11 protein-coding genes and 1 pseudogene are annotated in these 13,675 nt (G+C 64.9%); 2 read left to right on the top strand and 10 right to left on the bottom strand.

What is annotated here, in order from left to right; all coding sequences use genetic code 11:
* Positions 1-21: 21 nt before the first annotated feature.
* From AKN83_RS16895 to AKN83_RS41225, 3 genes and pseudogenes are all read right to left on the bottom strand, one after another.
* Positions 22-804: an SDR family NAD(P)-dependent oxidoreductase gene (locus AKN83_RS16895; RefSeq protein WP_050405211.1), complete on the bottom strand. Its 783-nt coding sequence runs from the start codon at positions 802-804 to the stop codon at positions 22-24.
* 18 nt (positions 805-822) lie between these two features.
* The gene (locus AKN83_RS16890; protein WP_050405210.1) at positions 823-2,073 is read right to left on the bottom strand and encodes an acetyl-CoA C-acetyltransferase; all 1,251 of its coding nucleotides are present in this window, start codon (positions 2,071-2,073) and stop codon (positions 823-825) included.
* Between the two features lie 243 nt (positions 2,074-2,316).
* A pseudogene (locus AKN83_RS41225) lies at positions 2,317-2,595 on the bottom strand (helix-turn-helix domain-containing protein); the annotation flags it as partial.
* A 1,060-nt stretch (positions 2,596-3,655) separates the two neighbouring features.
* Here AKN83_RS41225 and AKN83_RS16880 point away from each other — a divergent pair.
* The gene (locus AKN83_RS16880; protein ID WP_050405208.1) at positions 3,656-5,053 is read left to right on the top strand and encodes an FAD/NAD(P)-binding protein; all 1,398 of its coding nucleotides are present in this window, start codon (positions 3,656-3,658) and stop codon (positions 5,051-5,053) included.
* Here AKN83_RS16880 and AKN83_RS16875 read toward each other — a convergent pair.
* Together AKN83_RS16875 and AKN83_RS16870 are read right to left on the bottom strand one after the other, a co-directional pair.
* A complete protein-coding gene (locus AKN83_RS16875; RefSeq protein ID WP_050405331.1) occupies positions 5,050-5,847 on the bottom strand; it encodes a MetQ/NlpA family ABC transporter substrate-binding protein in 798 nt (265 codons plus the stop codon). The genes AKN83_RS16880 and AKN83_RS16875 overlap by 4 nt on opposite strands.
* A 34-nt stretch (positions 5,848-5,881) precedes the next feature.
* On the bottom strand, positions 5,882-7,207 hold the full coding sequence (locus AKN83_RS16870) for an O-acetylhomoserine aminocarboxypropyltransferase/cysteine synthase family protein (RefSeq protein WP_050405207.1): 1,326 nt from the start codon (positions 7,205-7,207) through the stop codon (positions 5,882-5,884).
* 401 nt (positions 7,208-7,608) lie between these two features.
* Here AKN83_RS16870 and AKN83_RS16865 point away from each other — a divergent pair, with 401 nt between their 5' ends.
* Entirely contained in the window at positions 7,609-9,012 is a 1,404-nt protein-coding gene (locus AKN83_RS16865) for an LLM class flavin-dependent oxidoreductase (RefSeq protein ID WP_050405206.1), read from the top strand.
* Positions 9,013-9,031: 19 nt separating this feature from the next.
* Here the strand turns inward: AKN83_RS16865 and AKN83_RS16860 are convergent, their stop codons facing one another.
* From AKN83_RS16860 to AKN83_RS16840, 5 genes are all read right to left on the bottom strand, one after another.
* The gene (locus tag AKN83_RS16860; protein WP_050405205.1) at positions 9,032-9,814 is read right to left on the bottom strand and encodes a MetQ/NlpA family ABC transporter substrate-binding protein; all 783 of its coding nucleotides are present in this window, start codon (positions 9,812-9,814) and stop codon (positions 9,032-9,034) included.
* A gap of 61 nt (positions 9,815-9,875) precedes the next feature.
* Positions 9,876-10,541: a methionine ABC transporter permease gene (locus AKN83_RS16855; RefSeq protein ID WP_050405204.1), complete on the bottom strand. Its 666-nt coding sequence runs from the start codon at positions 10,539-10,541 to the stop codon at positions 9,876-9,878.
* The gene (locus AKN83_RS16850) at positions 10,531-11,652 is read right to left on the bottom strand and encodes a methionine ABC transporter ATP-binding protein (RefSeq protein WP_050405203.1); all 1,122 of its coding nucleotides are present in this window, start codon (positions 11,650-11,652) and stop codon (positions 10,531-10,533) included. The genes AKN83_RS16855 and AKN83_RS16850 overlap by 11 nt, the downstream gene beginning before the upstream one ends.
* Positions 11,653-11,697: 45 nt before the next feature.
* The gene (locus tag AKN83_RS16845; protein ID WP_050405202.1) at positions 11,698-12,018 is read right to left on the bottom strand and encodes a 4Fe-4S dicluster domain-containing protein; all 321 of its coding nucleotides are present in this window, start codon (positions 12,016-12,018) and stop codon (positions 11,698-11,700) included.
* Positions 12,015-13,643: an FAD-dependent oxidoreductase gene (locus AKN83_RS16840; protein WP_063695380.1), complete on the bottom strand. Its 1,629-nt coding sequence runs from the start codon at positions 13,641-13,643 to the stop codon at positions 12,015-12,017. Before AKN83_RS16840 ends, AKN83_RS16845 begins: the two co-directional genes overlap by 4 nt.
* Between the last annotated feature and the right edge of the window lie 32 nt (positions 13,644-13,675).

Genomic DNA, 13,675 nt, shown 5'->3' with positions numbered 1-13,675 from the left:
TTTGGTCTCCTGCGGGTTGGGTTAGCGCGGGGCCATGCGGATCGCACCGTCGAGACGGACATCTTCACCGTTGAAGTAGCCATTGGTGATCATGGTCAGCGCCAGATGCGCATACTCCTCCGGCATGCCGAGACGCTTCGGGAACGGCACCGACGCGCTGAGCGCGGCCTTGACGTTCTCAGGCGCCCCCTGCAGCAGCGGCGTGTTGAAGATGCCCGGCAGGATGGTGTTGACGCGGATGCCCTCGGCCATCAGGTCGCGCGCGATCGGCAGGGTCATGCCGACGACGCCGGCCTTCGAGGCCGAATAGGCCGCCTGCCCCATCTGGCCATCTTCGGCCGCGACGGAGGCCGTGTTGACGACCGCGCCGCGCTCGCCGTGCTCCAGCGGAGACAGCGACAACATGCCCTGCGCCGACTTGGCGATGCAGCGGAAGGTGCCGACGAGGTTGATCTGGATGATGCGGTTGAAGGCATCGATCGGGAAGTGGGTGGGCTCGCCGGTCTTCTTGTCCCGGCCTGCGGTCTTCACCGCGTTGCCGGTGCCGGCGCAGTTCACCAGGATGCGCTCCTGGCCGTGTGCCGCGCGGGCCTTGGCGAAGCCCGCGTCGACCTGCTCGTCGGAGGTGACGTCGACCTTGCAGAACACGCCGCCGATCTCCTTGGCGATGGTTTCGCCCTTCTCTTCGTTGAAGTCGAAGATCGCGACCTTCACGCCCTGCGCGGCAAGCGCGCGCGCGGTGGCCGCGCCGAGGCCCGACGCGCCGCCGGTGACGACGGCGGCGACCGATGAATCGAGTTTCATGGCGTTATCCTTTCGCGATCAGATGCGTTCGATGATGATGGCGGGCGCCATGCCGCCGGCGGCGCACATGGTGACCAGGCCATAACGCCCGCCGCTGCGCTCGAGCTCGTCGAGCGCGGTGCCGATCAGGATCGAGCCGGTGGCACCGATCGGGTGGCCGAGCGCGATCGAGCCGCCATTGATGTTGACCTTCTCGCGATCAAGGTCGAGGTCGCGGATGAACTTCTCGGCGACCACCGCGAAGGCCTCGTTGATCTCCCAGACGTCGATGTCATCGTTGGTCAGGCCGGCCTTGGCGAGGACCTTCTTGGCCGCCGGAACCGGCGCGTTGAGCATCAGCGTCGGATCGTCACCCTGGTTGGCGTAGGCCACGATGCGGCCGCGCGGCTTGAGGCCGTGCTTCTCGGCATATTGCTTCGACGTGATCAGCACCGCGGCGGCGCCGTCCACCACGCCCGAGCTGTTGCCGGCATGATGTACGCCCTTCCACTCGAGGCCCGGGTAGCGGCGCTGGATCTGCTTCTTGAACGTCGTGCCGTTGCCGAGGTCGAAATCGGCAAGCTGCTCGAAGCTCGGCTTCAGCGAAGCAAGGCCTTCGGCCGTGGTCTCGGGGCGCGGGAATTCTTCACGGCCGAGGGCGACGCTGCCGTCGTCGTTGAGGACGGGGATCACCGACTTGGCGAAGCGGCCTTCATCGATCGCCCGCTTGGCGCGCTGCTGGCTCGTCAGCGCCAGCGCATCGCAGGCTTCGCGGCTGATCCCCTCACGCGTGGCGATGGCGTCGCCGCACACGCCCTGGTGCGACTGCGGATGGATCTCGTCGAGCGCCGGATTGCCCGAACCCATCATCCGCGGCGCCTGCCCCGCCTTGGAGCGCTCGGCCGCGAGGGTCTGCTGATAGCTCATCATCTCGGTGCCGCCGGCGATGACGCAATCCTCCATCCCCGACATGACAGACGCTGCCGCGAGGTTCACCGACGTGATGCCGCCGCCGCAGAAGCGATCCAGCGTCGTGCCGCTGGCGCTGATGTCGTAGCCGGCGGCGAGCGCCGACATGCGTCCGAGATCGCCGCCCTGCTTGCCTTCCTGGGTCGAGGTCGACCAGATGATGTCGTCGACGGTCGAGGTGTCGAGCTTGTTGCGCTCCTTGAGCGCGCGCAGCACCGTTGCTGCCAGCTGCTGCGGATGCAGGTGCGACAGCGCGCCCTTGCCTGGCTTGCCGATGCCGCGCGGCGTGCGGACCGCGTCAATGATGTATGCTTCAGACATGCGTTTCCCTCTACCTTGGATGTTTCTTTGACTGTGGGCTCGTGCCGATTGGTCCCGACCGTTTCCGCTGCGCTTTCTACCCCGGAACAAGCCGAGGCGTCAGCGGTGCGGCGTGACCGAAAGCGGCGCGGAAACCGGCTTGCGCTGATCTTCGAAGTAGCGCGCGTTGATCAGCATGGACGGCTGCGTCGGCTCGCGCTCCCGCCCATCGGCGCGGGCAGGCTTGCCGCCCTCCTCTGCAAACAACGGGACGCTGGGCGCGCCGGCGTGCGGACCGAGAGCGTATTTCTGTTCTTGCGGCAGGTAGATCAATTGGCCGATCTGGGTGAGGGTCAAGGTGAGACGGGAGACCGTCGATCGGGGAAGACCGCAGCGATCGGCGATTTCGCGATTGCCCAGGCGTATGCTTCGACCTTCGAAGCAACGCACGATGTCGAATGCGCGCGATACCACCTGTATCACGCGCCGGTTGTCGGTGCCGGCGGTGTCTTGCGCCATCAGTACTTCAGATCGACGTCCCATCGTTTACGCCTCACTCCTCATTTTTGCGTTCGGGTGAATGAAGCCCGCCCGGGTTCGGGCAGGACGCGCCGATCCGCGGCATCGCTGTCGAGCGCGCAACGCCGAGCGGCGCGCGCGAACGGAGTTGCACTGCAGGATCTGACGGCAGGCGCCTTCTCTTCCAGCCCGGTGAAGCCGCGACCACACGGGGCAAGCAGCTTCGGATATCGACGGCCGGCCAGCATCAGGCGGATTCTTTCCCTAGGGTTTCAGACCTTAATTAATTGATTAATTAGTCAGGTGATTAAAGTGGGCGCTCCGCCCTGTCAACCGTCCTCGCCGCAGGGCGCCCCGCGCTCGGGTCGCACCTCGCGCATCGCTCAAGCCGCTCGGGGCCGATTTATCGGAACAGCAGCTGCCGGTCCGCCGTGCCTGGCGTCGAGCCGATGCTGGGTGGTGATGCGCGGCACGAAAGCCGGCTGCGAGCGCCGAGACGCAACGATGGGGCGTGCGGCACGTCAGCCTTCCTCGTTCGACGTGGCGCGCCCATGCCGCTCCCACTCCGCAAGCACCGCTCAGATACCGAAATGCGGTCGCTGATCAGCGATCGCATTGAGAATGAATTTCCTTTGCCGGATCGACGGGCGAAGCGAGCATTCCATAGAACCGGCATGGTTCGACCTATTGATTGCAAACTGGACGCATCGATCATGGTTCGCGTTCGAGCCAGGCAAAGACGTGCTATTTTGGAGAGACGACTATTCGACGGAGGTTTTATGCGTCTCGCATCCTCTTGGCTCCGCACCCTCGGTCACATGACCCGACAACTGCAGCGGTGGCGCAGGAAGCTCGCCCGCGCCGCAAATCCCGATGGGCAGCGCGATCCACGCGAGATCTTCCTGTTCGGGCCGCATGGCTAGTTGAGCCGACCGCGCAGGGCGCGCTGCGTTTCGGCTGACGCGCGACACTTGCCGAAGACACATGCGACCACCGATCTCGCCGTGGCCGCCTGTCCACGTTTGCGAACGTTGATCGTTGGCTCTGCACGCCTCGTGCAATCGACTGGTCGGTGGAGGACAGCATGACTGATGCTGCTGGACGGCATGTCATCATCGTTGGCGGAGGCGCCAGCGGCGTCCTGCTGGCGTATCAATTGCTGCATCAATCATCGTGCGATCTCCGCGTCACGTTGATCGAACAGCGTCCGGATATCGGTCGCGGCATCGCGTACCACACCGGAAATCCCGATCATCTGCTCAACGTTCGCGTTGCGAATATGAGCGCGCTACCGGACCAGCCGGATCATTTCTGGCGTTGGCTGCTCTCACACCAGGACGAGGTGCCGCTCTGTCCTGACCCCTATTGCTTTGTTCCCCGGCGGGTCTACGGGGACTACATCGCCAGTCTGCTGGAGCAAGGAGCGCCCAATTGCGCAGACGGGCAACGACTCACGATCGTGCGCGGGACCTGCGTCGATGTCAGTGAGGACTCGGACCGGGCGACTGTCGCGCTGGACGACGGCCGCAGCCTTGTCGGCGATACCGTCGTGCTTGCCACCGGGCACGACATGCGCGCCAGCAACCCTGGGCACGCAGATCCCTGGACGCCGCCGTCGGCCGCTCCCGTCGATGCCGACGCGACCGTCCTGATCCTCGGCACCGGCCTCACGATGGTCGACTACGTCCTCTCGTTGCTGCGTGATGGACACCGCGGGCCTATCATTGCGATGTCGCGACGCGGCCTGCTCGCCAAGCCGCATCGTCGGGTCGATCCCGTTCGTATCGCCGAAACTGACGTTCCGTTCGGTGCCAGCGTCAGTCAATTGACGCGCTGGCTCCGTGCACGTGTCGAGCGGCATGCCGCCGAGGGCGGCGACTGGCGTGGTATAATCGACGGGCTCAGGCCCTACACTCAACGGCTATGGCGTGAGCTCCCCTTGACGTCGAAGCGCCGCTTTCTCGAGCATGCGCGAGCCTGGTGGGACGTGCATCGGCACCGGATGGCGCCGGAAGTCGAGGCCCGCATCACCGGCGCGCTCTATCATGGACAGCTCAGCCTGATTGCGGCAAAGGTGATCCAAATCGAACCGAACGGTGCCGGCGCTGCGGTCACATATCGCCTGCGCGGGGACGCCGAAACCGGGCAGTTGCAAGTCGGTGCCGTCGTCGACTGCACCGGCATCGTGAAGGATCCACGTGCCACGCCCAATCCGGCCGTACGCAGCCTGTTTCAACGGGGCCTCGCCTGCGTCGACCCGCTCTGCATCGGCATCGAGACCGATCCCGATTGCGCAATCGTCGATCGTGAAGGCGTCCCGTCGCGCCGCCTGTTCGCGGTGGGTCCGCTGACCCGCGCGGCGTTCTGGGAGATCATTGCGATTCCCGACATCCGCAATCAGTGCGCCGAACTCGCTGCCCTGCTCTCGCGTACCGAGGAAACAGGGCAGCCCCCGCTCCGCCGTGAACTGACGCGCGCCTAGCTGCTGAAGCCGGCCGGAATGAATGCCGGCAGCTTGTCCTCGATGAATTTCTTCACCTCGGGCGAGTCGAAGACCTGGATGAAGGCTTTGAGGCGCGGATCATCCTTCTTGTCCGGCCGCGCCGTGAAGCGCAGCACCAGCCCGTCATCCACCGTGCGATCGATCAGCAGCGCCGATTTCGGATCGCCGCCCGCCGGGATCAAATAGGTGATGTTGACGAGTGCGAGCGTCACGTCGTCGAGCGAGCGATAGGTCTGCGCCGGATCGAGCTCGACGATCTTCAGATTCTTCGGGTTCTCGATGATGTCGAAGCGGCTCACCGCAAAGCCCTTACCCGGCGTCAGCTTGATCAGGCCGGCCCGCTCGAGCAGGATCAATCCGCGCGCACCGTTGAGCGGCTCGTTCGGGATCGCGACGCTGTCGCCGGATTTGATCTCGTCGAGTGACTTGATCTTCTTCGAGAACAGCCCGACCGGTGCGATCACGCCGACCTTGTCGACCTGGACCAGATTGAAGCCGCGCTGCTTGTTCTGGATCGCAAGATAAGTGCCATGCTGAAACAGGTTGGCGTCAACGTCGCCGCTGTTGACCACCTCGTTCAAGGCGACCCAATCGGACAGTTCGACGACCTTGACGTCCTGCCCCTTCTCCTTGGCCAATTTGGCGGCAAACGCTGCAAGCTGGCCGACCGGACCGGCGCTGGTCGCGATCTTGAGTGGTTCGTCGGCGACGGCGCTCGCCGTCAGGGCAAGGACAACGCCCGCCGCTTGCGCCAGGCGCAACAATGTCTTCATCATCTCGATCCTGTTTCGATTGTGCCAAGTTTGATCACGCCGCCTTGCGGGCGCTGCTGCCTGCCTCGGCCTGAGCCAATGCCTGAACGAGGTCGGCGATGATGTCGTCAGGGTGCTCGATCCCGACCGAAAGCCGCACATAGCCGGGCGTGACGCCGGCCGCGATTTGCTCCTCGCCGGTAAGCTGCTGGTGGGTGGTCGAGGCTGGATGGATCGCGAGCGACCGCGCATCGCCGATATTGGCGACATGATAGAACAGCTTCAGCGCATCGATGAAGCGGCGACCGGCCTCGACGCCCCCCTTCAACTCGAAGCCGACCAGCGCGCCATAGCCGCCTTTCAGATAGGTGTCGGCGCGGCGGCGATTCTCGCCATCCTGCAGTCCCGGGAAGATCACATGGGAAACGCTGGGGTGCCGGGCCAGGAATTCCGCCACCTTGATGGCATTCTCATTGTGCTGGCGCAGCCGCAGCGGCAGCGTCTCGAGCCCCTGGATGAACTGGAAGGCGTTCTGCGGCGCGATCGCAGCGCCGAGATCGCGCAGCAGCTTGACACGCGCGCGCAGGATGTAGGCGATCGGACCGAGCGGCTTGGCCGCCTCCGTCCAGATCGCGCCGTGATAGGCGGCGTCCGGCTGCGTCAGCAGCGGAAAGCGCTCGGCATGCGCCGCCCAGTCGAAATTGCCGCCGTCGATGATCGCGCCGCCGATCGACGTACCGTGGCCGCCGATATACTTCGTCGTCGAGTAGACCACGATGGCGGCACCATGCTCGAACGGACGCGCGATCAACGGCACCGCCGTGTTGTCGAGGATCAGCGGCACGCCGAGCGAGCGGCCGATATCGGCCACCTCCCTGATCGGGAACACGTTGAGCTTGGGATTGGGCAGGGTTTCGGCAAAATAGGCGCGGGTCTTCGCATCGGTGGCGCGACGGAAGTTCTCCGGATCGGCCGGATCGACGAACCGCACCTCGATGCCGAACTGCTTCAAGGTTTGCGACAGCAGCGTCCAGGTGCCGCCATAGAGATCGGTCGAAGAGATGATGTTGTCGCCGGCCTGGGCGATATTGAAGATTGCAAACGCCGAGGCGGTCTGGCCCGAGGCCACCGCGAGCGCGCCGACGCCGCCTTCCAACGCCGCCAGCCGTTCCTCGAAGGCGTCCGCCGTCGGATTCTTGATCCTTGTGTAGATCTGCCCGATCGCCTCCAGCGCGAACAGCCGGGAGGCATGGTCGGTGTTCTCGAACTGGAACGAGGTGGTCTGATAGATCGGAACCGCCACCGCACCGGTCGTGGGATCGGACCGGTAGGACCCGCCATGCAGGGCGAGCGTCTCGAGATTCTTCGTTTCGACCGGCATTTCAAACTCTCCTGAGATCGGTGAACCACGCGCTGCAAGTCGCGAAATGATGCGCAGCGACTTTGCTGCTGTCGAGATGTCCAGGAAAATAGCGATGGACGTGCTGACGTCTCGCGGACGACATCCCGAATTTTTCCGACGGAACATCCCGCACGACGGATTTGTTTCGCATGCGGGCGGCCGGTACCGGCGCGCGAGATCGCGGATCGCACAGTGCAGTGACCGCCGGCGATCCGAGCTGCATGAACGCATAGACCCGGCCCGCACGCATCGATGAGCGTAATGTGCTGTCCGATAATTACGCTGCAGCAGGATTTTTGCGCAGAACGCTCGAATAGAAAACAAAGTCACGCAGGCAAACTGTTACGGTGTCGCGACACGATCACTGTCGGGACAGGTCGATGGCAAAATCGAAAGAGCTTCGCTTCAACGCATTCAACATGATGGCGCCAAGCCACAACTGGGCCGGCCTGTGGTCGCATCCGCGCGACACCTCACTCGACTACAACTCGCTCGATTACTGGGTCAATTATGCGAAGACCGCCGAGCGAGGACTGCTGGACGGCATCTTCCTGGCTGACGTCTTCGGCATCTATGACGTCTACGGCGGCAATCCGGACACAGCGCTCCGCCACGCTGTTCAATTGCCGAATGCGGAACCGACCCTGCTGGTCTCCGCCATGGCGCTGGTCACCAGGCATCTCGGTTTCGGCATCACGTCCAACCTCACCTATGAACACCCTTACCAGCTCGCGCGACGCTTCTCGACGCTCGATCATCTCACCAACGGACGGATCGGCTGGAACATCGTGACCGGCTATCTCGACAGCGGCGCCCGCGGCATGGGCCTCGACGCCAACCGCGCCCATGACGAACGCTACGAGGCGGCGGAAGAATTCCTCGCTGCCAGCTATAAGCTATGGGAAGGCAGCTGGGAGGACGACGCGGTGCGCCGGGACCGCGCGGCTCGGATCTTCACCGATCCTTCCAAGATCCATCGCGTCCACCATGAAGGGCCGCACTACAGGGTCGACGGCATTCACCTTGCGGAGCCCTCCCCGCAGCGCACGCCGCTGCTGTATCAGGCCGGCACCTCGAAACGCGGCCGCGCCTTCGCGGCACGGCATGCGGAGGCCATCTTCCTCAACGGGCAGACCAGGCCAATTCTCGCCCGCGCGGTCCGCGACATCAGGAGCGCCGCAAAGGAGTTCGGGCGCGATCCCTATGATATCCGTCTGTTTGCCGGCGCGACCGTGATCGTCGCGCCGACCCGGGCAGAAGCGGAAGATCTGCTCGCCGAATATGCCGCACATGTCGACCAGACCGGGCAGCTCGCGCTGCTCTCGGGCTGGACCGGCATTGATTTCTCGACCTATCGCCCCGACCAGGCGGTGAAGTATGTCGAGAGCAACGCGATCCAGTCGATGGTGGAGAACTTCACCGTGCGGAGCGACCGCCCGGTCAGGGTCGGCGACCTTGCGACGCTGAGCCGCGTCGGCGCGCGGTCCCCCTTCGTGGTCGGCTCGCCGCAGGATGTCGCGGACGAGCTGATCGCCTGGGCGGACGACACCGATGTCGACGGCTTCAACCTGTTCCGCCTCGTCGCGCCCGAATCGCTCGACGCCTTCGTCGACCTCGTGGCGCCGGAACTGCAATCACGCGGCGTGTACAAGACGGCCTATCGCGAAGGCACGCTGCGGGAAAAGCTGTTCCCCGAACGCGGGCCGCGCCTTCATGCCACGCATCCCGGCGCGGGCTATCGGCACCTGCCCTCGAACGCAGTTCGCTCCGACGCTGCCGAATAAGGTCGGGGCCCGGCCGCGGCTACCAGCTCGGCAGCACGGCGCCCTTGAATTTGGTCAGGACAAATTCCTTGACCTCAGCCGTGTGATAGCTGTCCACGAGGATCTTGACCCACGGCTTGTCCTTGTCCGCGGCGCGAACCGCGATCAGGTTGACGTACGGCCCCTTCGGGTCCTCGCGCAGAATCGGGTCCTTGACCGGATCGAGTCCGGCCTGAGTCGCATAGTTCGTGTTGATCACTGCGGCATCGACATCGTCGAGCGCACGAGGCGCCTGGGCCGCATCGACCTCGACGAATTTGAGCTTCTTCGGGTTGTCCGTGACATCCAGGACTGTCGGCTTGAACCCGACGCCGTCCTTCAACTTGATCGCACCCTTGTCACGCAGCAGCAGCAGGGCTCGGCCGCCATTGGTCGGATCATTCGGGATCGAGATCTTGCCGCCGTCCGGAATCTCCGTCCAGCTCTTGTGCTTCTTGGAATAGATGCCGATTGGAAAGTTGACCGTCAGCCCCGCCGACTCGATCTTGTAACCGCGATCAGCCTTCTGGTTGTCCAGATAAGGCTGGTTCTGGAACGAATTGGCCTGGATATCGCCGGCGTCGAGCGCAGCGTTCGGCACCACATAGTCGGAGAATTCGACAAGCTGGATGTCGAGCCCGTTCTTTGCCGCGATCGGCTTCACGGCCTCGAGGATTTGCGCATGCGGCCCGGGCGTCACGCCGATCTTGATGGTCTCCGCCACGGCGGACGCCGACCAGAGCGTGAGCACGCTGGCGAACGCAAGAATGGAACGAAAGGACATTTGGGTCTCCACAGGAATTGTCAGTATTGAAAAAAGAGCGCCGAACAGATCGTGACGAGTTTCAGCGATGGCGCAGGCGGCGGTTGACGCGGCGAGCCAGAAAATCTCCGGCCGTCTGCACCGTCTGCACCAGCGCGATCAGGACGACGACGACCGCGAGCATCATTTCGGGCATGAAGCGCTGGTAGCCGTAGCGGATGCCGAGGTCGCCGAGTCCGCCGCCGCCGACCGCTCCGACCATCGCCGAATAGCCGAGCAGGCTGACGACCGCGAGTGTCAGCGCAAGCACGAGGCCCGGCAGCGCTTCCGGGATAAGGACCTTGAGCACGATTTGCAGTGGGCTGGCGCCAAACGAGGACGCGGTCTCGATCAAACCGGCGTCGACCTCACGGATCGCCGCCTCAACCAATCGCGCGATGAATGGCATCGCGGCGATGGTCAACGGCACGATCGCCGCGCCCGAGCCGATGGAGGTGCCCGCGATCAGGCGCGTGAACGGGATGATGGCGACCACGAGGATGATGAACGGCGTCGAGCGTGTCGCATTGACGATGATGCCAAGCACGCCGTTGACCGCCGGCGCAGCGAACAACTCCCCTTTGCGGCTGGTGGCCAGGAAGACGCCGATCGGAAGCCCGAACGCGGTGGCGATCAAGGCGGCGATCGACACCATGAACAGGCTCTCGCCGGTAGCCTGAATGATCAGGTTGATGAGTTCACGCGACATAGCCGAGACGCTCCGCCGGGAGGTTGTTCTGGGAGAGATACCGCGCCGCCTTGTCGGCCACGGCCTCGCCGCCGGGAATGCCCAGCGACAGCGAGCCGACATGTTGACCGCCGATCTCATCGATCCGGGCCGACAACAGCGCGACGTCGATCGCGAGCTCGCGCGCAAGGCGGGCGACGATGGTGTCGCCGGCATCGGCACCGCGGACCTGGACGCGAATGACAGCGCGACCGCCGGCAACCGGTCGTGGCTGCAGGCGGCTCGCAAGCGACACCGGGACGCTGTCGCCGATCACCTCGGAGAGGAATGCCTGCGTGACGGGATGCGCGGGATGCGTGAAGATGTCGGCGACGTGACCGCGCTCGACGATATGACCGCCGTCGATCACCACGACTTCCTTGGCGAGTTGACGCACCACCGACATTTCGTGGGTGATTAGGACGATGGTGACGCCAAGCTCGCGATTGATGTTGGCGAGGAGATCGAGGATCGAACGGGTCGTTTGCGGATCGAGCGCTGACGTCGCCTCGTCCGACAGCAGCACGTTCGGTCGCGTCGCCAGCGCACGGGCGATGCCGATGCGTTGCTTCTGGCCGCCCGACAGCTCGGACGGGTAGCGATCATATTTGTCGGCGATGCCGACCAGTTCGAGCAGCTCCGCGACGCGGAGCGCAATGTCGCGCCGCGACCAGCCCGCAATCTCGAGCGGCAGCGCGATATTGTCGGCGGCCGTGCGCGACGAGAGCAAATTGAAATGCTGGAAAATCATGCCGATCGAGCGCTGCGCCAGGCGCAGATCGCGGCCCGAAAGTCCGGAGATATCGCGGCCGTCGACGACGACACGGCCGCTCGATGGTTTCTCCAGCCCGTTGATCAGCCGCACCAGGCTGGACTTGCCGGCGCCGGAACGCCCGATCACACCGGTGATCGAGCCACGCGGAATTGCGAAGTCGATGTCCTTCAGCGCCTGCACGCTCGGCTTGTCACGGTAGGCCGGGTAGGCTTTCGCGACCTGCTCGAACCGGACCATGGCATCGGCCGCGGTGCGCGGATGCGCCAATGGCGACAGCGTCTCGACAGGTTCCCCCGTCAGGGATTGATGCACATTCATTCAGTCAGTCCATAAGGTCGTCTTGGTCGCGACGCGCGCGGCGCCTCAGTGACCAAAGAGCAGATAGCTGCGGTCGACGCCGCGACGCTCGCTGGTCTCATCGGTCCAGCCCACGGCCCGGCGATAGCTGCCCATCCTGTCCGTTTGCTTGAGCGCAACGAGGTCGATCGGCTGCGCCTGATCCGCAAAGGGCGAAACATAGAGCGCATCCTCGGGACAATAAAGCTCGCAGAGGAAGCAGGTCTGGCAATCGCCTTGCCGCGCGATTACCGGAATTCCGTCCGTCTTGTCAAACACGTTGGTGGGGCAGACGTTGACACAGATATCGCAGGACGTACAGCGCTCGCCGTCGACAACCTCGATCACTCCGCAGCCTCCGCATAACTGGCGTCGGCATGGGGCCGGGCCGAGGTCCAGATCTCGTCGAGGCCACCGGTCGTCACATAATGCCGCTGCCGGCTGTCCTGGTCGGGGAAGTCGTCCCGGCGATGCATGCCGCGGCTTTCCTGACGGGCAAGCGCGCTGCGGTACATCCACCGCGCGGTCGCCAGCATCGCTGCAGCCTCGCGCGCCTGCACGATGTCGGACGCGCCGGCGGCGTCCGCTTCCGACACATCGCGCCATGCGGCGTCGAGGCGCCCGAGCGCGCCCTGCAATCGCGATGCCTCGCGGAAGTAGTTCAGCTCGTACGGGAAGACCTCGGCCTGAACGGCCCTGGTCAGCGCAGCCGGCGCGAATGCACGGCGCGGCCGGCTTCGAAATGCCAGGGTGCCCGCGGACGACAATTTGCGCCCGGCAGCCGATCCGACCTGGGTGGCATAGTCAGCGGCGCCCTGCCCTGCCCAGGCGCCCGATGACATCGCCCAGGCGGCGTTGTGGCTGCCGCCGCCGGTGAAGCCGCCGCAGATCAGTTCGCGCGCCGCCGCGTCGCCGGCGGCATAGAGCCCCGGCACGCTGGTGGCGCAACTGTCGTCGACGATACGAAGGCCGCCGGTACCCCTGACGGTCCCCTCCAGCCGCAGCGTGACCGGAAAGCGGTCACTGAAGGGATCGATCCCGGTGCGATCGAACGGCAGAAAGAAATTCGGCTGCGATACGCGCATATGACGCCGCACTTCATCATCCGCCTTGTCCAACCGGGCATAGACCGGACCCTCGAGCAGGGCCCGCGCAATCGCCGATCGCCCGCCCTTCGACGCCGCGCCGGGCACCACGCTGCCGTCGTCATAGGTGAAGCTGGCCCAGCCGTAGAACAACGTCTTGGTCACCGAGCCGAACGCCGGCGAGATCGCGTAGGGGTTGGAGAACTCCATGCTGCTGAATTCGGCACCGACCTCCGCCGCCATCAGATAGCCGTCGCCGGTCAAGACGTTCGATCCGAGCGTCTTGCTGAGGAATGCGCAGCCGCCGGTGGCGATCACGACCGCCTTGGCCCGCACCGTCCAGCGATCCTGCTTCTGCCGCCGCACGCCGCTGGCGCCGGCGACGGCCCCGTCGTCGTCGACGAGCAGTTCGAGCGCCGGGCTGTGGTCAAGAATGGTGACGCCGGCCTGCTTGGTGCGCTTGCGCATCAGGCGCATGTATTCGGGGCCCTGCAGCGAGTTGCGCTGCGACCTGCCGCGGTCGTCGACCGGATAGGGATATCCCCAATCGGCGAGGCGATTGCTGTGCTGATAGGTGCTGTCGAGCACGCGCGCCATCCAGCGGCGATCCTGGAGATAGCCGCCCATCTTCTCGCGATTGGCCATCGCGGCCTCACGCAACGCCGGATCCGGATCGACATACCAGACGCCCGTTCCCGCCGCGGCGGTGGCGCCCGAGGTGCCGCAAAATCCCTTGTCGGCGAGCACCACCCGCGCGCCGCGCTCGGCAGCGCCGACCGCAGCCCAGGTCCCCGCCGGGCCGCCGCCGATCACCAGGACGTCGGCCTCGAACGCGACCGAGCCTTCAGGCGCGGACACGCGTTCGGCGCGATGAGTTGGGTTCGGCATGATGGAAAGCTCCGGGCGGATTGGGCGCGGCG

The sequence above is a fragment of the Bradyrhizobium embrapense genome, assembly GCF_001189235.2.
GTDB classification, from domain to species: domain Bacteria; phylum Pseudomonadota; class Alphaproteobacteria; order Rhizobiales; family Xanthobacteraceae; genus Bradyrhizobium; species Bradyrhizobium embrapense.
This window is presented reverse-complemented; position numbering and strand designations above follow the sequence as displayed.

Coding starts and splice junctions, on each gene's coding strand:
- AKN83_RS16860 (WP_050405205.1), bottom strand. CDS start 9,814: ATGTCCTTTCGTTCCATTCTTGCGTTCGCCAGCGTGCTCACGCTCTGG.
- AKN83_RS16865 (WP_050405206.1), top strand. CDS start 7,609: ATGGCAAAATCGAAAGAGCTTCGCTTCAACGCATTCAACATGATGGCG.
- AKN83_RS16850 (WP_050405203.1), bottom strand. CDS start 11,652: ATGAATGTGCATCAATCCCTGACGGGGGAACCTGTCGAGACGCTGTCG.
- AKN83_RS16875 (WP_050405331.1), bottom strand. CDS start 5,847: ATGAAGACATTGTTGCGCCTGGCGCAAGCGGCGGGCGTTGTCCTTGCC.
- AKN83_RS16855 (WP_050405204.1), bottom strand. CDS start 10,541: ATGTCGCGTGAACTCATCAACCTGATCATTCAGGCTACCGGCGAGAGC.
- AKN83_RS16880 (WP_050405208.1), top strand. CDS start 3,656: ATGACTGATGCTGCTGGACGGCATGTCATCATCGTTGGCGGAGGCGCC.
- AKN83_RS16840 (WP_063695380.1), bottom strand. CDS start 13,643: ATGCCGAACCCAACTCATCGCGCCGAACGCGTGTCCGCGCCTGAAGGC.
- AKN83_RS16870 (WP_050405207.1), bottom strand. CDS start 7,207: ATGCCGGTCGAAACGAAGAATCTCGAGACGCTCGCCCTGCATGGCGGG.
- AKN83_RS16895 (WP_050405211.1), bottom strand. CDS start 804: ATGAAACTCGATTCATCGGTCGCCGCCGTCGTCACCGGCGGCGCGTCG.
- AKN83_RS16890 (WP_050405210.1), bottom strand. CDS start 2,073: ATGTCTGAAGCATACATCATTGACGCGGTCCGCACGCCGCGCGGCATC.